We start from the raw sequence: 17,743 nt of genomic DNA on the forward strand, positions 1-17,743 counted from the left end.
TATAAAAATTGTAGGAAAATAACTGTTATCAAAAAATCCCTATATGTTATAATTAGTGTAAAATTACACTAATATCAGAAAAGGGAGTATAAAATGAGGAAATTTCAAAGTGGTATCCTCATACTCATTCTATTTTGTTATCCATATGTCTATTTTTCTATGTATCAGGATTTTGATAATAGATCAATGCTCGGTTATTTATTTATGATTATAGTGACCTCACTTCTTGCTTTCTTCAGCAAACGATCTAATAATTTGTTCTTTCTTGTATTAGGGAATATCTTGTCAGCTATTATTTCATATATTTATATAAGTGATATGGCAGGAAACGACCGGTGGGAGGGTTATTTTAAGCCGCTTGCTCCAAATGACTTATTGATCTTGAATAGTTTGTTGAATTTGATTCCTCAATTCTTTGCTATATGGATAGCGAGAGATTCCAAAAATAAAGAGCAGCAGTGAGCTGCATTTTTTACATATGAGTTAATTTCGTAACAGAAGGAAGCGTGGCTATTTGGGTCAAGGAACCTGTCCCCCCAACCCAAAATAAGCGGAGAATTTACTCTTATTCGTGAAATTCCAATGAAATTAGCTAAAATAGACGGAGAATTTCCGACTATTCCCTCAAAATCCGGGAAAATGACTGGTTTTACGGTGTTTAACCGGAAAAATTCCGCTTATTTACTCCAAAAAAAGCTTAATTCTGAATTTAACCGGAAAAACTCCGCTTATTTTAACCTACCGCAGGACCCTGGCCCCCAAGCCCTACCCCACAACTCTCAGGTAAGTCTCCTCATTACACAAAATAAACAACTGTGCATCACTAGGAATAGATTCCTGATGCCTCCGCGCGATATCTAGAGAGTTTCCATCCGAAAGCAGTACCGCCCCCATGTCAAAAAGATCCATAGCGGCATCACGGTAGGTTTTCCATTGTGGTTTTGCGCTAATAGCATAAAGGTTTTCTCCGTCTTTATTACTGAGCATTTGATTGAATAATTTGCTTGAACCATGGTGGAGGGAGGCTTGAGCCATGAGGCGAGAAACGGAATCATTGGAAAGAATAAATTCATCGACATTGGCATGTTCGAACAGGGCGATATGTTTATCTTTTTTGACTTCGACGATGGTATAGATATTGCGGTCGTACTTTTTGGAGATATGTTCGACGCGAGAGGCGGTGAGCAGGGTTTTGCCATCGGCGTATTCTGCCTGATCGTTTCGGTCATCAGAGAAAATAGCAACCGATTTCGCTTCTAGGATATTGGCTTTCAGTAAAACTTCTTCTTCGGCAGGATTGCCGCTGATAAAATGGACATGATCGCTTTCGATTGGTGCGCGTTCCAGATGGTCAATAATGACGATTTCCTTTTTCGGACCGCTGCTGGTGATTTCCTCAATGACATTAGCTAACTTTTCTTTCGTGCCGCCGATTAAAATATAATGGTCTTTACCGGAATACTGCAATTTTCCTTCCTCCTTCCATTTGCGGTAAGTACTGAAGCCTTCAAATAGTTTTCCAATAATAATCCCCATTCCGCCGATGCCAAACGTATAAACAAGAAGCATAGTGAAAACCCTGCCGAGATCACTTGTTGGATAATAATCGCCATATCCGACAGTGACGAGCGTTGTCATCGTCCACCATAGAGCATCAATGTAGCGGGGAAAAGTCTCGGGCTCCACCAGCTTCATCGTGACGCTGCTGATGAAAATCATCGCAGCAGCCAGCAGAGCCGCATCAATCAATCTAATTTTTGTTAGCTTCGAAAAGATTTTATGTAAGATATACATGCTCTACCTCCTGATTCCCGCAGGAAGATAATAAGAAAGGTTATTGGTAATGGTTTCGCCAATCCGATAACCGATAGCACCTGGCTTCCCATTCAGCAGAAAGCTGCCGAGAAGCAGTTTGCCATTTTGTTTGCCTTTTTCACTTTGAAAATCCATGGCCGGATGCTCGATATATTGCTGATAGACGGGAAGATATTCAGTATAAGAGCTTTGTGCATCGGCTAAAACAAGATTTCCGCTACGATTAAAGATCTCAACCGTATCGCCTTCACGCCCAAAGATCGGCTTTTTCACAAAAGGAATTCCATTTTGGATAAAATAATCTGCTTCCAGATAGGTTGGAAGAAAGTACTGTCCAATCCAGCTATGCTCTTCCTCTGTAAAAAAAGGATGATCTTCTTCATGTAAGCCCCAAATAATGGCCTGAACCGCTTTATTTTGCAGCAGAAAAGCTGAAGGAGGATTAATAACAGTAAGCTTTCCATCCTCAATCAGTTCTAGTAACCAAAGTCCGATCAGATTTCCTTTGTCATCCTCATCTTTAATCAGGTTTTCAATCGGAAACGTTTGTCGATAAAGGATATCAATTTTTTTCCCTTGCTCATCAAATAGCCCCACACCTTTTTCAATGTGAAGTTTATGGAGAGGGGTGAACTTGGAATCATTTCCTTTTTGCAGATATAGAACCGTTTCCCGATCCTCTATATTGTCTTCATGTGCCGTGAAAACGATATGAGGTTTTTCCTTTTGCGAGCTTTGTTTAATGCTTTCAAGTACGGCGGATCTTAACTTTGCTTCCATGCCTTCATTTGGATCGATCATCCCAAACTCCCTGCAGATTTCACCGTTAACTGAAAAGAGCTCTTTAATGAAGGTAGGCGTATCTGCATTAATCTCAATGCATTTGTAGCTGTCGCCGGAGGGTATCAGATCTAGCCTGGCGATCACGCTCTCAGAATTCATCGTTTTCAAACGAATATAGGAAAGGGTTTCAGCTGGAAACCCCATTTCAAGCAATGTTTCATTTGGAACTCTGCGAAGAAGGGAGGCGGTTTTAAAGAAAACAGCTCCGATTCGTTCGCTGATCAGACGTATGCGATCTGCTTCAGCCTGTTCCAGCGGCTTGATATCATAAAGGGCATATTCCTCCCCATAAAGATCGTGCCAGAAGCCTTCGATTTTTTCGTAAAATTGTTTCCGTTTTGTCCGGTAGTCAGTTGTATTCACCATGCTTCAAATTCCTCGACATACAGAACATAGACGCCTCTGTCCTCATCGATCTCTGTTGAAGTCACTTTTCTTTTTCCGAGCTGCGGAATGTCGACAATGTCTTTCAGCAGATAGCGCAGAACGTCAAAGTGAGTATCACAGGGAATACGCGAAAGAAGGCGATAATTTTCCCGCTCATTTGGGCTTCGGAACTCGATATGTATTCCTTCTCCCCGAAAACTTTTTTCTTCATCCCCAGATAAATTCCGGCCAATTTCTTTCAGAACAAGAATCTCTTCCTTGCCGTCCATTTCATTCGAGATTAATTCATACTGTGACCCGCGCAGGATCAGATAGGTGCAAAGCTGTCTGGCGTAGAATTCGTCTTTTCCAACAGAGGAAGTTTTATATTCATAGAATGGATCATATCGTCCGTTGCCACGGTCAATATAGTAAGTTAATGCGTCCAACACAGGTCCCACCCTTAATTTAGTAAGATAAACACTTCGCGATAATCAGACCGATGGCCAAGAATAAGGAGAGAAGCATCACACCTACCGCCCGATTATCTTCTTCAATCGCCTTCGTAATGCTAAAGCGGATTGTCACCAATTCGGCAATCAGGAACACAAGAATCTGCGAGACAATGCCAATTGCTCCCCAAATCACCATATCCATCAGATCAATCGAATATTCCGCTGCAGCGCCAAGCACAATCGCAAGTCCTAAAACCTTCCCGCCCAAAAACAAAGCAGCAGTGACATTCTTTTCACCAATCAGGCGAAATTCCTTTAACTTCGGGGTGCTCAGCGTAAAAATAATCATACCTGCAATAAGAAGCAATAAAGCTACCCCTAAATAAGAAGCAAAATTTAAGTATAAATTCATCTTTTCATCCTCCTTTTTCTATAAGCCATTATCCGCCAGAGCTTGAAGACCCGCTTCCAAACCCTGAACTCCTGTTTTTCGAATCTCCGGCAAACGAAGAACTGCTTTTATAACTTTTATAGGCAGAGCTATTCAGCAATGCATTCTTGCCTTTGTAAAACGTCCCGCCATAAAAAAAGTGCCCATAATGCCGGGAATGATCATCATCACATTCATATACACCATCATCATCATCCCATTCCCAGTCATCACAATCCGTATCAGTGGGAGGAGGAGGAACTTCTGCCTGCGAATTACATCCCGAAAGACCAATTGTCAGAGCAGTCGCCGTAATGCCCGCCATGACTAACTTCGTCTTACCCATACTTTCACCTCGTTTCATATTTCATATTATCTTACGGAGGAGGGCGGGAAAAGATTCGGTTTTTTACTGAGGGAATGAAAATACGGGAAAAAGCCAAGAAAGGGTTTTAAGTTAAATAAAAGTAGTCGTTAGGAAATTTGTTTAATTCTGTATCCTGAGTCAAAAAATAAATAGTAGATGAGTGAATACTGAAGTGAGAGGTATTTTCAGATTAATAGACGGGGCAGTTATCGATATTGCGAAATTATCAAACACTTCTAAGAGTTTTGATATATTATAATGTAAAATATACTAATAAAAGGGAGTTGCTAGATTAAATGGCATTAGTAAGTAAGATAGATGAAATTAGCAGAAGTGCAAGCATACATGATGAAGTCGAAGCATCTTATAATGTGGTTCGCAACAATGGGGAAATTTATGTGCAAGTTAATACATATGGATCACCAGAAAGAAAGATTAAAGGGAAAGTAAGTCAATCAATTCAATTTAGTTCAGAGGTAATTATGGACTTATATGAAATTATCAATAAAGACTTTTAAATCTTAACCAGATTTTATAATTTTTTTTGTGGACACAAGGACGGTTTTTCTTGCTTCTATTTTGAAGCGAGAGAGAACCGTCTCTTTGTATGCCTGTAAATTTAAGTAAAATCCAATATCAACACTTTATTCTGCTAAATATTTGCTATAATTGTGATAAACATTGCTGCGAAACGGAGTTTTATAGATGAATGTAGTTCTGACAAGACCATCAGCAGCGCCTGTGATTCAGGCGCTTCGTTCTATTGGATATAATGCAAGCACTGCTATAGCCGATCTTGTAGATAACAGTCTGGATGCCAAGGCATCAGATATTAAAATAAATTTTGCTTATAATGATACAGATGGAATGATTACCATTAAAGATAATGGTTCCGGTATGACTGAAGAAATGCTTCAAATTGCCATGAATATTGGTTCTAAAGATCCAAGAGCTCATAGAGGAGCAAATGAACTCGGCCGTTTCGGCATGGGGTTGAAAACTGCTTCTTTTTCACTTGGGAAGCGATTGAGTGTTCTGACAAAAAAAGATGGAGTATACAATGAGAGATGCTGGGACCTTGATCATGTATCAGAGTGCAATGAATGGCAGCTTTTCACCAGTATTCCTGAAAAAGTGAAAATACAAATGGGGGATATAAAGGAAGAAAGCGGCACGATTGTCTGTATTGATAAGCTCGACCGCTTCATGGGTGTTGGACGAAAGCGCAAATTAAAGGAAACGAGCTTCTATAATAAGGTTTTCCGTATTAATAGACACTTGGAATTTGTCTTTCACTCCATATTGGAGAGAAAAGAAGTAAGCATGTTTATCAACGGTAAAGAGATAGAACCGTGGGATCCATTTATGCGATATCATCCGAATACAATGGAAGGCGAAATGCAGATCCTTAGAATTAATGATAACAGAATTAAAGTACAGTATTTTATTTTGCCTCATGCTTCCCATTTAGCAGAGCCTGAATATAAGAAAGCTGGGGGATACAAAGGATGGCGTGATCATCAGGGATTATATATATATCGGGAAAACCGTCTTTTATATTTCGGCGATTGGATGGGGCTGTTTCCAAAGGATGCAGCCTCACAGCTTGCCAGAGTACGCATTGACCTTCCCAATGCAGCTGACTCTGACTGGCAGGTTGATATAAAAAAATCAGGCATTAATCTGCCTGAGGATGCTAAAAGAAGGCTTGAAGCTATCTCATCCATAGCAAGAAAAGTCTCAAAGGATATCTTCTATTTTCGTACACAGCCGGGTCCAAGGAATCCTTCCGTTAAGGGCAGCTTAAATACATGGGAGCAGTCGGGAAGCGAGGATGGCCCGCAGTTTATTCTAAATCGAAATCATCCGATTCTATCTGAACTGCTTAAAAATCTGGATGATGAAAATGCAAAGCTATTAAACTTATATTTGAAATTTGTACAGCTTGGCTCTCCAAGCAATATTATAGATTCTCCAAAGGTCCCGGAAGAAGAAGTGCAGGAGGTACCGGACAGCCAGAAAGAACTGGTGATCCAATTTGCTTCTTCTATGATGCAGCTGAATGTGGCTGAAAATGAAGAACAGCTACTGAATATTTTGTTAACACAGCCTGCATTTGATGGATTAAACCGTGCTACTTTAAAAGCAATTACATCGGAGGCGAACTTGATTGTCAGCAATGGATAATAAGAGTCTGTTTGAACAGGCATTTACCACAAACTATTATATGTTAAAAAGTCACTCTGCAAATTCAGAAGAAGCCGCAGAAAAAGCATTGGACTTAGCGAGATTACTGGCATCCGGAATTGCCCCAATCGACAACGCAACATTCCAAAAGTGGTCTCTTGAAATGTTCATGAAATATAAAGTCGGTTTTGAGGTTCCAAAGGATTATGTTATGAGGAACTCTAAAGAAAAAAGCTGGTTTGAGCCTAAAATGGCAGCAAGCGGATTTTTCTGGACCAGGTACCGCAGATATCTGTCCGATTCGAAAAATTGGCCGCTTGATGCAGTAACTGCCATTGATGAAACGACGAATCAGATCATGGCATCTATCGGAAATCCAAAGTCAATGGAGCCATTCGACAAACGCGGTCTTGTATTAGGGTATGTCCAGTCAGGTAAAACAGCTAACTTCACTGGTCTGATTAATAAGGCTTATGATGTTGGCTATAAGCTTATTATTGTACTGTCAGGCATCCATAATGACTTAAGAGCACAGACACAGATTCGTCTGAATGAAGAGGTAATCGGGAACCGGACAGATAAGGATGGCAATCCAATAGGTGTTGCCCAAATATACGCAAATACGGCTGATCATATCATTTCCTCCTGGACAACAGAAGATAATGATATCAAGTCAAGCCGAAGAGGTACGAGCAATCTAAACTCACCAACATTAATGGTTGTTAAGAAAAACAAAACAGTTCTAGAGTCGCTTCGAGATCAGTTAATTAATCACCGTGATATATATAATCTGGATATTCCCGTCTTAATTGTTGATGACGAGGCAGACCAGGCATCGGTTGACACTTCTAATCCTGATAAAAATGAGGATCCGAAAACGATCAACCGCCTGATCAGACAAATTCTTGAAGTGTTTAAACGAAAAGCTTTTGTCGGCTATACAGCAACACCTTTTGCCAACCTTCTTATCAGCAAAGAAGGAAGTACGGATGAGGAAGGGGACGACCTTTATCCTAAAGATTTTCTGGTTGGCCTGCCAAAGCCAAAGGAATATTGCGGACCCGAGGAATACTTTAATGTCGAAGAAGATGCGGATGATACTCGGCCAAGTCTGATCCGCCATTTGCAACAGGAAGACCTAGATGTATTTACAACTATTAAAAAGAAATCCGACGCAGATAAATTCGAAGAAGTTCCGCCGCAAATGCGTGAAGCAATGCTTGAATTCCTGCTTGTGATTGCTATCCGCAATCTGAGAGGACAAAGAAGGAAGCATAATTCTATGCTCATTCATACTTCCCGTTTTAAAGATGTCCAGTCAAGTGTAAAAGATGAAGTATCCCGTGCCTTCGATGCTATATCAAAGCAACTGCAGTATAATCCGGAAAGCAGTGTAATTGCGGAGCTGCAAGAACTGTATGAAAATGATATTCTCCCAACAAGCAGAGATTGGCCGAATGAAGATCATCCAGAATTCAGCTGGAATGAAGTATATGAAGAACTGAGAAAATGCTGTGAAAGCATTCAGGTTTTCGAAATAAATGGAAACAGCCGGGATGCGTTGGATTACCATCAATATAAAGAAGATGGGTTAAATGTTATTGCTGTTGGGGGAGACAAATTGTCCAGGGGATTGACGCTTGAAGGCCTAAGCATCACTTATTACTTCCGAAATACCCTTATGTATGACACTCTCATGCAGATGGGACGCTGGTTTGGCTATAGAAAAGGCTACATGGATCTCTGCCGCATCTATACATCTGAAGAGATTGCTTCAAATTTTGAGCATCTGGCCATCGCAATGATTCAGTTGCGGCAGGAGTTCGATCGTCTGGCTGCAATGAAAAAGACGCCTTCTGAATATGCAGTTAAGATGCTCAGCCATCCAACGATGAAGCTGACAAGTCCGCTGAAAATGAGAAATGCCGTATCATCAAATGTAATTTATGCTGGCACCCTGCAGCAGACAAGGCTATTTGATCCGAGTGAAGAGGTAATGAAAGGAAACATGGATGCGGCTGTTAAGCTTGTTAATAAGATTCCTTTAGCAAAAACAACATACAGAAAAACCAGCTTTTACTCGGCCTCTGATGTAAATGCAGAACATATCAAGGAATTCCTGTCAGATTATCAGACAGCTGACAGTAATATTGTAAATTCTGTACTAATTGCTGACTATATTGACAGAGTTAATAAAGAGGGAGAATTAACAGATTGGACAGTTGCAGTGGTAGAGGGAGAACCGAAAGCTGCTTCAGGGCTATCAGAATACCCGGTTGCCTTAGGAAAGGTCAATTTGAATTCTGCTAATGCTCTTGGCAATAAAGTCAAAGCGCCTGAAAGCAAGGATCAAATTAGAGACATTAAGGCTATTGTGTCTCCAAACCACGAGTACATGGATCTGGACTATGAGGAGATTAAAGGGATAAAAGACCGTATGGAAAAAAGAAGGATGCGAGACAAGGAAAAAGGATTAATGTTAATTTATCCTCTGCATCCAGAAGTGCAGATCTTTAACAGCCTAGAAATAGAATTCTCCTCAAAACTTGTGCCAATTGGAATTGCGTTTTCCTTCCCCCCGACGGAAATAGAAGATAAAGGTGTCTACCAGACAAATAAAACGGTATAAATAACTTTATTTAAGGAGAGTACCTGTGTTGAATCTAAAAATAGAGTTTGAGCAAATGATACAAGAACTTAAAAGTCAGGACGACAGTGAAGTTTATAAATTAAATGTCCTGACTTATGAGGATCCAATTATGTTTGCGGGAATCGATCCCGTCAATCATCATCGCCAGCTGTACATTGATCTGGGCACAGAAGGATGGGACGAAGAACAGGAAAAAGCATTGCCGAAGTGGAGGGGGATGTCTGTAAAGGTAGAGTATCTTGAAAAACTCTCCCTCTTAAAAGAGCATTATTTTCTTGTTATCAGACAAGAGGATGAACAAAGTCCAGAAATATTTGAAGTTGTTCTGCAAAATCTCGCTGAACATCTGGCAGCTGCTGAAGAAGAAGAATCTCTCTTTTCAACCGTCTATAAAGTACTTGATCGATGGAGAACGTTCTTTCAGCGCGGAGGATTTAAGAAGTTATCTGAAGAACAGCAGCGTGGCTTATTTGGAGAATTATGGTTTATCAATGAATGGCTGGACAAGCACCCTGGCCAGCCGCCTCTTATAATAGAGCAGTGGGAGGGGCCGACAAAAGGCCGCATTGATTTTAAAGGAACCAGGTGCGGACTAGAAATCAAAACAGTTATTGAAAAATTATCAAAAACCATTAAAATATCAAATGAGAACCAGCTGAAACTCAATGAAGCTGTATCTTCTATTTTTCTCTATGTATGTTTTCTTGAGCAAAGCCGCACACATGGCCTTTCTCTTCAGGAGCTGGCAGGACTGGTTCGTGCCAAGCTTGCAGAAAGATCTGAAAGAATCGCACTCATTTATAGCGATTTATTGACTGATCTGGGGTTTAGGGAAGAAGAATATGGAGATGTGCTATATTTTATGGAAAAGACAGAGGTTTACGAAGCTGGGGAAGACTTTCCCCGCCTAATAAAGGAACAGCTGCCAAAAGGGATTTCACATGTAAGCTATAATATTGATCTGACTCATTGTTCAGAATATGAGAAGGATCCGGAAACTATATATCAATTGTTTAGAGTGGAAGGGTAAAAGATGATAGAAACAAGACAAAGAAAAGAATTTCTGCTCGACTTTATGGAAGAGCTGGAAGAAAAAGCGATCAAATCCGGCAGCTATCAGGTCCCTTTCCTGGAAAAAATGATTTCCTTTATGGACAGGCCAGATGAACCTGAAATTCTGCTGCCTCCTTATAAGGATACTGGAAAAAACATTGCCGTAAATGCCTATTCTTATGATGAAGAAAATCAAGTATTAGATATTTATGTGGCTGATTATAACTTTGAGCAGAATGAAGAAGATTTGCTTTCCATCAATATGACTGTCGTTGCTGAAATAGCCAATCGGGCAAAACGTTTTATTACAAATGCAAAGAGTCTTCTGCAGACGATCGATCATTCATTGGAAGCCTATGATCTTGCTAAAGTCATTGATGAAGTATTGAGCAGCATAAATGAGATTAATATTTTTGTTGTAACGAACTTGTACTATACTTCCAATAAGCCTGTCGAAATAACCATCCCTGGCATTGAAACGGTTAATGTTCAAGTATGGGATATCGATCGAGTTCAGCAGCTGATCACTTCTGAGCAGGCTATTGAAACAGACTATATTGATTTTGAAAGTGATTATGGCGAAACATTTGAAATGATGTTTGTTCCTGACCCTTCGAGCGGTGTGAAAGATTTTGATTGTTATGTAGGTTATATTTCTGCTGAGCTGCTTGCTAAAGCTTATGATGAATGGGGTCAAAAGCTTGTTGAGCGAAATGTCCGTTCATTCCTTCAGGCAAGGGGCGGAACCAATAAAGGTATTCGTGATACGCTAAAAGATCCTTTTCAGCGTAAAATGTTTGTTGCCTATAATAACGGTATTTCAACAGTAGCCCGAACTGGTGACTTTGAACCAGTAAAAGATGGTGTAAACCAATTTAAAATAAAAGGATTAAGCGGCTGGCAGATTGTAAACGGCGGTCAAACGACAGCATCCATTCATAAAGCTTACAAGGACGGTATCAGCCTGAGGGATGTCTATATTCAGGCAAAACTTACAATCCTGCAGGTTAATGAATTTGCTGCAAGAGATCAGCATCAGCTTGAAGATGAAATGATTTCACGTATTTCACAATATGCTAATACGCAGAACAAAATTAACAAATCTGATCTCTTGGCTAATACACGCTTCATGTCTGATCTGGAGAAATTTTCACGTAATATCTGGATTCCTGCAAAGGATGGAAGAAAACCAGAAAGCAAATGGTACTTTGAACGTGCAAGAGGCCAATATATGGTCGACATTAACCGCCGTAATCGGGGCAAAGAACAGACAGACTTTAAGAAGCAATATCCGAAAAATAAAGTTTTAACGAAAGTTGACTTGGCTAAATACTTTATGTCATGGGAAGGCTATCCTCATGTTTCCAGTAAGGGCGGAGAGGAAGCTTTCAAAAAATTTATGGATTTGAATAAAAGCTTCTGGAGCGGAACCACTCAAGATAAGATAACATTATCTGTCTATCAAAAACTAATTGCCCGAGCTATTATCAATTTAAGGGTAAAAGAAATCGTTGACGAAATGAAGCTAAGGGGCTACAAAGCAAACGTTCTTTACTACACGACTGCTATGCTTCATCACTTATACGGTGAGCAAATCGATTTAGTTGGAGTATGGGAAGAGCAATCTCTATCAGAAAAATGGGATGAAATCATCAGTATAATTGCAGATAAGACATTATCCTATCTTAGAGAATCAGCCGGAGAGCGAAATGTTACACAGTGGGCTAAGCAGGAAGCATGCTGGATCCAGTATAAAGAAACCTGCTCCCAGGAATTGAAAAACTTAATTTAATCATATAACACCCTAATCTTCTGTTGGAGATTCAGGGTGTTTTTCCTTTAAAAGTTTATGATGTCTAATAAAATCGGCAATAGAATTCACTGCATTGTCAAAGTTCTTCTTGAATTCATGCTCCCAAATGCGCATAACATTCCAGCCTTTTTCCGTATAAAATTGATTCACTTCCTGATCCCTGCTTACATTGCGTGCTAATTTTTTTGTCCAATACTCTTGATTTGAGTTGGGCATGTTGCCATGAATCGGGCAGCAATGCCAGAAACATGAATCTATGAAGATGACGATTTTATATTTCTTTATAGAAATATCCGGTTTCCCGAACATTTTCGTGTTTTTTCTGAACCTGAAGCCTCTTTTCCAGAGAGCCTTAGTGACAGCGTTCTCCAGCATGGATTGGGACTTTATTGCTCTCATGTTATTGGAACGCTGTTGTTTTGTTAATTTATCTGGCATGTAATCACGTCCGTTTAGGGATTATACTGAAATCTTACCCATGAGGATCCAACATTACACCATTTGGCATTAATCGCAAAAAAATAATTATGTTATAATTGAAAAGTTGACTAAAAATAACTTTTCGAACGCACGTTCCTATATTAAAATATAGTATAGAAAGACTACTTCTTATTGAAGTGAGGTTTTATAGATGAAGAAATTAAAAGTAATGGATCTTTTTGCAGGGGCAGGCGGTCTCAGCAGCGGCTTTGAACAGACAGGCAGGTTCGAGGTGAAAGTCGCTGTCGAAATTAATGAGAATGCCCGTAAAACCTACAAAATGAACCACCATAAAGACGTAACTTTACATGAAGACATTACAAAGCTCCAATATGTAGATGAAAATGGTGAAAAGATTGGTGAATTCAGTGATATAGATGTGGTGATCGGAGGACCGCCATGTCAGGGATTTTCCAATGCTAATCGGCAGCAGAATACACTTATCTCTTCCAATAACAATCTTGTTAAGGAATATTTGCGAGCGATTGAAGAAATTAATCCTGTAGCTTTTGTGATGGAAAATGTGAAGAGCATGGAGTCGGAAAAGCATAAGTTCTTTATGAGTGATGGTGATGAAGATGAACTTTCTAAGCTGGGAATCCATCCTGTGGAAGAACATATCAAGATCGGCAAAAGCACATCGTATTCTGCTAAATTAACAAATTTCCTTAAGACTGCTTACGAACAGAAAATAGATTTAACACCATTCATGATTAATAAAGACCTCTTTTCTAAACTGAATACACTTTTGAAGCATGCTAAAAAGCAAACGACCAATGATTTGCTGCACTTTATACAGAAAGAGACAAACCATAAATTCTTTATGAGGGTGATTAACAAGCAATGGCTTAATCAGCACCGTGAATATTGGGACAGCCATTATCAATTAGATTGGGTTGACTTGGGGGACATGCTGAAAAAACTTATGGGCAGTAATGTTAAAGAACTGGCAGCATATACAGAGAAACTTGAAAACATCATTGAAGCGCAAAAGGTCATACGCAAGATTTCAGAAGTTATTGAGAATAGAGTTTTGCTGTTCGATATTGAGAAAAATGATCATGATATTGAAATCATCATTAAATCATTTAATGTGTTTAATTATATTAAAAGAAAGTTTGCAAGCCTAGGCTATTCATTAAATGAAGATAAGTATATCTTCAATGCTGCTCAATATGGTGTTGCTCAGGAAAGAAGCAGACTAGTTTTAATGGGAATAAGAAACACTTGCTTAGAAGCAGAATCGGTCATAACACCTGAGCCATTATTTCATAGCAGAGATGAGTACAATAAAATCTATGATGCTATTGGTGACTTAGAGACTATATCTCCTGGAGTAGATGTGAAAGATGATGAAATGGAAAAGACGTTTCATCGACTATTATCTGATAGTCCCTTAAATGATTACCTTAACAATAAAGACAAGATATATAACCACGTTAGAACTGAGTCACGTGAAGTGGCTTTAAAAAGATTTCAGGCCCTTAAAGAAGGGCAGAATTTTCATAACCTGGATGAATCGTTAAAAACAACCTACACTGATCATACCAGAACACAAAATACAATCTACAGAAGACTTGCATATAACGAGCCATCAGATACTGTGCTTAATGCTAGAAAGTCGATGTGGGTACATCCGGTTATAGACAGAGCTATTAGTATAAGAGAAGCGGCTAGACTGCAATCCTTCCAAGATTCATATAAATTCTGCGGGTCAAAGGACTCGCAATATCAGCAAATTGGGAATGCGGTTCCTCCTTTGCTTGCTAGGGCGATTGCTGAGGGAATATTGGAATCACTGGGAATGGAAGTGGAAGTTAAGATGAGAGATATTTTAATTTTAGCTGACCAAAAACAAGTGAGAAAAATTTAAAGAAACTACTTTGTTAAAACTGTATTGATATAAATTAAATACCCGTATTTCTGAAATAGCTCAGAATATACGGGTATTTTTATAGGCGAAATTAAGCATTACTGCTGTGTTCTTCCTTAATTTTGATTGATAGATAGAACCACACAGCCTAATATAATTCATTTCCACCTAATCTTATGTTACGATACCAATATAAAATCTAATCCAAATCCGCTTTTCAAACAGCGGTAGAGGTTCTAGCACCCCTCTCTAAAAAAACTAAGATGAAGCAGCACTTCGATCTTGGGGTGCTGTTTTTTCTTGTGTTTTAGGGAAGGGGAGTATTTACATGTTAAGAGATGAAAAAGCAATTGTCGTTTTTAGTGGCGGGCAGGATAGTACGACTTGTTTGTTTTGGGCGTTAGAGACGTTTAAAGAGGTTGAGGTTGTTACGTTTAATTATAATCAGCGCCATAAGGAAGAGATTGAGTGTGCGAAGCGGATTGCAGAGGAGCTAAAGGTGAAGCATCATCTGTTAGACATGCAGTTGTTGAATCAATTAGCTCCGAATGCGCTGACAAGAGATGATATTGAGATTAAAGAGGGAGAAGATGGGGAGCTGCCATCGACGTTTGTTCCTGGGCGTAATTTGATTTTCCTTTCGTTTGCAGCGGTTTTGGCGAGTCAGGTGAAGGCGAAGCATATTATCACGGGTGTATGTGAAACGGATTTTAGCGGATATCCGGATTGCCGGGATGCGTTTGTTAAATCGCTGAATGTGACGATTAATTTGTCGATGGATCAGCAGTTTGTGATTCATACGCCGTTGATGTGGCTTGATAAGGCAGAAACTTGGAAGCTTGCGGATGATTTGGGTGCATTGGAGTTTGTTCGTGAGAAGACGCTCACTTGTTATGAAGGCGTTATTGGTGATGGCTGCGGTGAATGCCCGGCATGTAAGTTAAGAAGAAATGGTTTAGAGAAGTATCTAGAAGGAGCTAGTGTACATGACAGATAATTTCTTTGGCTTTCGAATCGTGGAGAAGCTTCAGAAGCTGGATGAAGATATAAAGAAAAGTGATTTAAAGTATCATCACAAGCGCGTGCTTGTCAGTAAGGAATTTACGTTTGATGCAGCCCATCATCTTCATTGCTATGAAGGGAAATGCAAAAATCTTCACGGGCATACATACAAAGTTGTGTTTGGCATTAGTGGTTTTGTTGATGAGGTTGGTCTTGTGATTGATTTTGGGGATATCAAAGAGATCTGGAAAGAGGAGATTGAGATTTATCTGGATCACCGTTACCTGAATGAGACGCTGCCTAAAATGAATACAACGGCTGAGAACATGGTTGTGTGGATTTATGAAAAAATGATGGAATCCTTGAAGAACAGATGTAATCAATATAAGGGTGCACGAGTTGAATTTGTTCGTTTATATGAAACACCTACGAGTTTTGCAGAGGTTAGACGGGAGTGGATGGAAGTTTGAGTAAGGTGCCAGTGATGGAGATTTTTGGACCGACAATTCAGGGAGAAGGCATGGTGATCGGACAGAAGACGATGTTTGTCAGAACTGCCGGCTGTGATTATTCTTGTTCGTGGTGTGATTCTGCTTTTACATGGGATGGGTCAGGGAAAGATCTCATCAAGCAGATGGAGGCAGAGGAAATTTGGGAAGAGCTTGTGAAGCATGGCGGAGATGGCTTTTCTTTTGTGACCATATCGGGCGGCAACCCCGCATTGCTAAAAAATCTTAGTTATTTAATTCAGCTATTAAAATCGAAGAATATTAAAATTGGGCTGGAAACACAGGGAAGCAAATGGCAGGACTGGTTTCTGGAGATCGACGAGTTAACACTCTCGCCCAAACCGCCGAGTTCTGGGATGACAACGGATTTTAATATGCTGGATACCATAATCGGAAAGCTTCAGGCAACAAACACAAGTTTAAAAGTGGTTGTGTTTGATGATGAGGATTATCTTTATGCCAAGAACGTGCATCTTCGTTACCCTGAAGTGCCGTTTTTCCTGCAGGTTGGCAACAGTGATAATCAAACAGCCGACAACCAGCAGCTGTTGGCTCAATTAATAGAGAAATATGAATGGCTGATTGATAAGACGATGGCCGATCATGAGTTAACGGATGTTAAGGTGCTTCCGCAGCTTCATACGTATATTTGGGGCAATAAGCGGGGCGTGTAATTATATTTTTTAAGAAAGAGATACTTCTGCGGAAGTGTCTTTTTTTATATTCGAGATATTGGCTGTATGAGATTTTAATACATCGGTATTTATTTTCTTCAACTAGAATAATGTAAAAAGGACTAGGAGGAGAGCGAGATGAAGGCGATTGTTTCGGAAAGGTATGGCAGGGCTGATAGTCTTACAGTAAGGGAAGTAGCAATTCCCAGTCTTGATCGCAATCAAGTGCTGGTAAAGGTTCATGCATCATCCATCAATTTTGGAAATCTTGTATTATTAACAGGCAAGCCGCTGCCTGCCCGTCTTGCATTTGGGCTTTTGAAGCCGAAGTACAGAATTCCAGGCGGGGATGTAGCAGGTATTGTTGAGGCTGTTGGTGAGAATGTGACTAGGTTTCAAATTGGCGATGAAGTGTTTGGAGATTTGTCCACCAGCGGCTGGGGGGCTTTTGCAGAATATGCAGCTGCAAATGAAACATCGTTGGCTTTGAAGCCCAGCAATCTGACATTTGCCGAAGCGGCCGCAGTGCCGATGGCAGGGGCAACAGCACTACAGGCGATCAGGGACAGTGGAGAGTTAGCTGCTGGCATGAAAGTGCTGCTTCATGGAGCTTCAGGGGGAGTTGGAACTTTTGCCATTCAAATTGCGAAAGTGTATGGTGCTGAAGTAACCGCTGTGGTAAGTACTCGAAATACAGAGATGGCAAGAACCTTAGGTGCTGACCATGTCATTGACTATCAAAAGGAAACCATAGAGAAGCATGATCAAACCTATGATGTTATTTTTGGTGTGAATGGCGCTCAGCCTCTTTCCACTTATAGCAGGTTATTAAAAGAGAATGGACAATTTATCCACGTTGGAGGGGAAAGCAGCCAGATGTATCAAACGCTCCTAAAGGGCTCATGGTTATCCATGGTTGGGAAAAAGAAATACAGCACATTTATGCACAGAACAAAGCAGGAGGATCTATTTTTTCTTAAAGAAATAATAGAAACGGAGAAAATACGGCCGATTATTGATCGGGAGTATTCCCTGCAAGACGTTCCAAAGGCCATTCAATACTTTGAAAAAGGACGTTCTCAGGGGAAAGTTATTATCTCTGTTTTAAGTTAGTAAAACGCTATGTTTGTTTTGTTGCACTTAAAAAGTGCAAAGTATCTACGTTCACAACTAAACGATACAGGCACCCATTTTTTCGATTTCAATATGATGAATTTGAAGGAGTG

The 17,743-nt window shown here is 39.9% G+C and carries 17 protein-coding genes; 11 read left to right on the forward strand and 6 right to left on the reverse strand.

The genetic code is table 11. The features are described from left to right. Window positions 1–93 precede the first annotated feature (93 nt). The gene (locus J1899_RS05905) at window positions 94–462 is read left to right on the forward strand and encodes a hypothetical protein (RefSeq protein ID WP_214478037.1); all 369 of its coding nucleotides are present in this window, start codon (window positions 94–96) and stop codon (window positions 460–462) included. Between the two features lie 303 nt (window positions 463–765). On the opposite strand, the gene J1899_RS05910 is transcribed toward J1899_RS05905, so the two are convergent. From J1899_RS05910 to J1899_RS05930, 5 genes are read right to left on the reverse strand one after another with little or no spacing between them, the layout of a single operon-like run. Further along, window positions 766–1,794, reverse strand: coding sequence for an ion channel (locus J1899_RS05910; RefSeq protein WP_214478038.1), 1,029 nt, complete (start codon window positions 1,792–1,794; stop codon window positions 766–768). Between the two features lie 3 nt (window positions 1,795–1,797). After that, window positions 1,798–3,024 (reverse strand): glutathionylspermidine synthase family protein, encoded by a 1,227-nt coding sequence (locus tag J1899_RS05915; RefSeq protein WP_214478039.1) that lies wholly within the window; start codon window positions 3,022–3,024, stop codon window positions 1,798–1,800. Then, window positions 3,018–3,473, reverse strand: coding sequence for an RNA helicase (locus J1899_RS05920; protein ID WP_080847954.1), 456 nt, complete (start codon window positions 3,471–3,473; stop codon window positions 3,018–3,020). Before J1899_RS05920 ends, J1899_RS05915 begins: the two co-directional genes overlap by 7 nt. A 19-nt stretch (window positions 3,474–3,492) precedes the next feature. Then, window positions 3,493–3,891 (reverse strand): DUF350 domain-containing protein, encoded by a 399-nt coding sequence (locus J1899_RS05925; RefSeq protein WP_214478040.1) that lies wholly within the window; start codon window positions 3,889–3,891, stop codon window positions 3,493–3,495. A 28-nt stretch (window positions 3,892–3,919) separates the two neighbouring features. Continuing rightward, entirely contained in the window at window positions 3,920–4,255 is a 336-nt protein-coding gene (locus J1899_RS05930; protein WP_246586598.1) for an aminotransferase yhxA, read from the reverse strand. A gap of 317 nt (window positions 4,256–4,572) precedes the next feature. Between J1899_RS05930 and J1899_RS05935 the strand changes: the two genes are divergently transcribed. The 5 genes from J1899_RS05935 (at window position 4,573) to J1899_RS05955 (ending at window position 11,958) form a co-directional block, all read left to right on the forward strand. Further along, window positions 4,573–4,794: a hypothetical protein gene (locus tag J1899_RS05935; RefSeq protein WP_214478042.1), complete on the forward strand. Its 222-nt coding sequence runs from the start codon at window positions 4,573–4,575 to the stop codon at window positions 4,792–4,794. A 187-nt stretch (window positions 4,795–4,981) separates the two neighbouring features. Then, a complete protein-coding gene (locus J1899_RS05940) occupies window positions 4,982–6,463 on the forward strand; it encodes an ATP-binding protein (RefSeq protein ID WP_214478043.1) in 1,482 nt (493 codons plus the stop codon). Beyond that, window positions 6,447–9,092 (forward strand): Z1 domain-containing protein, encoded by a 2,646-nt coding sequence (locus J1899_RS05945; RefSeq protein WP_214478044.1) that lies wholly within the window; start codon window positions 6,447–6,449, stop codon window positions 9,090–9,092. The genes J1899_RS05940 and J1899_RS05945 overlap by 17 nt, the downstream gene beginning before the upstream one ends. 25 nt (window positions 9,093–9,117) lie before the next feature. Then, window positions 9,118–10,143, forward strand: coding sequence for a PD-(D/E)XK motif protein (locus tag J1899_RS05950; protein WP_214478045.1), 1,026 nt, complete (start codon window positions 9,118–9,120; stop codon window positions 10,141–10,143). A 3-nt stretch (window positions 10,144–10,146) separates the two neighbouring features. Next, a complete protein-coding gene (locus J1899_RS05955; protein ID WP_214478046.1) occupies window positions 10,147–11,958 on the forward strand; it encodes an AIPR family protein in 1,812 nt (603 codons plus the stop codon). A gap of 12 nt (window positions 11,959–11,970) precedes the next feature. Here J1899_RS05955 and J1899_RS05960 read toward each other — a convergent pair whose 3' ends face one another. Then, window positions 11,971–12,417, reverse strand: coding sequence for a very short patch repair endonuclease (locus tag J1899_RS05960; RefSeq protein ID WP_214478047.1), 447 nt, complete (start codon window positions 12,415–12,417; stop codon window positions 11,971–11,973). A gap of 193 nt (window positions 12,418–12,610) precedes the next feature. On the opposite strand from J1899_RS05960, the gene J1899_RS05965 reads away from it, so the two are divergent. From J1899_RS05965 to J1899_RS05985, 5 genes are all read left to right on the forward strand, one after another. After that, entirely contained in the window at window positions 12,611–14,332 is a 1,722-nt protein-coding gene (locus tag J1899_RS05965) for a DNA cytosine methyltransferase (RefSeq protein ID WP_214478048.1), read from the forward strand. A gap of 328 nt (window positions 14,333–14,660) precedes the next feature. After that, window positions 14,661–15,329 (forward strand): 7-cyano-7-deazaguanine synthase QueC, encoded by a 669-nt coding sequence (queC, locus tag J1899_RS05970; RefSeq protein ID WP_214478049.1) that lies wholly within the window; start codon window positions 14,661–14,663, stop codon window positions 15,327–15,329. After that, window positions 15,319–15,804, forward strand: a complete 486-nt coding sequence (gene queD / locus J1899_RS05975; RefSeq protein ID WP_214478050.1) for a 6-carboxytetrahydropterin synthase QueD — start codon at window positions 15,319–15,321, stop codon at window positions 15,802–15,804. Before queC ends, queD begins: the two co-directional genes overlap by 11 nt. Continuing rightward, window positions 15,801–16,517: a 7-carboxy-7-deazaguanine synthase QueE gene (gene queE / locus J1899_RS05980; protein WP_214478051.1), complete on the forward strand. Its 717-nt coding sequence runs from the start codon at window positions 15,801–15,803 to the stop codon at window positions 16,515–16,517. Before queD ends, queE begins: the two co-directional genes overlap by 4 nt. Window positions 16,518–16,655: 138 nt before the next feature. Further along, the gene (locus J1899_RS05985) at window positions 16,656–17,630 is read left to right on the forward strand and encodes an NAD(P)-dependent alcohol dehydrogenase (protein ID WP_214478052.1); all 975 of its coding nucleotides are present in this window, start codon (window positions 16,656–16,658) and stop codon (window positions 17,628–17,630) included. The last annotated feature ends 113 nt before the right edge of the window (window positions 17,631–17,743 follow it).

The sequence above is a fragment of the Cytobacillus gottheilii genome, from assembly GCF_018582665.1.
GTDB lineage: Bacteria > Bacillota > Bacilli > Bacillales > Cytobacillaceae > Cytobacillus > Cytobacillus gottheilii.

Coding starts and splice junctions, on each gene's coding strand:
- J1899_RS05905 (WP_214478037.1), top strand. CDS start 94: ATGAGGAAATTTCAAAGTGGTATCCTCATACTCATTCTATTTTGTTAT.
- J1899_RS05910 (WP_214478038.1), bottom strand. CDS start 1,794: ATGTATATCTTACATAAAATCTTTTCGAAGCTAACAAAAATTAGATTG.
- J1899_RS05915 (WP_214478039.1), bottom strand. CDS start 3,024: ATGGTGAATACAACTGACTACCGGACAAAACGGAAACAATTTTACGAA.
- J1899_RS05925 (WP_214478040.1), bottom strand. CDS start 3,891: ATGAATTTATACTTAAATTTTGCTTCTTATTTAGGGGTAGCTTTATTG.
- J1899_RS05930 (WP_246586598.1), bottom strand. CDS start 4,255: ATGGGTAAGACGAAGTTAGTCATGGCGGGCATTACGGCGACTGCTCTG.
- J1899_RS05935 (WP_214478042.1), top strand. CDS start 4,573: ATGGCATTAGTAAGTAAGATAGATGAAATTAGCAGAAGTGCAAGCATA.
- J1899_RS05940 (WP_214478043.1), top strand. CDS start 4,982: ATGAATGTAGTTCTGACAAGACCATCAGCAGCGCCTGTGATTCAGGCG.
- J1899_RS05955 (WP_214478046.1), top strand. CDS start 10,147: ATGATAGAAACAAGACAAAGAAAAGAATTTCTGCTCGACTTTATGGAA.
- J1899_RS05960 (WP_214478047.1), bottom strand. CDS start 12,417: ATGCCAGATAAATTAACAAAACAACAGCGTTCCAATAACATGAGAGCA.
- J1899_RS05965 (WP_214478048.1), top strand. CDS start 12,611: ATGAAGAAATTAAAAGTAATGGATCTTTTTGCAGGGGCAGGCGGTCTC.
- queC (WP_214478049.1), top strand. CDS start 14,661: ATGTTAAGAGATGAAAAAGCAATTGTCGTTTTTAGTGGCGGGCAGGAT.
- queD (WP_214478050.1), top strand. CDS start 15,319: ATGACAGATAATTTCTTTGGCTTTCGAATCGTGGAGAAGCTTCAGAAG.
- J1899_RS05985 (WP_214478052.1), top strand. CDS start 16,656: ATGAAGGCGATTGTTTCGGAAAGGTATGGCAGGGCTGATAGTCTTACA.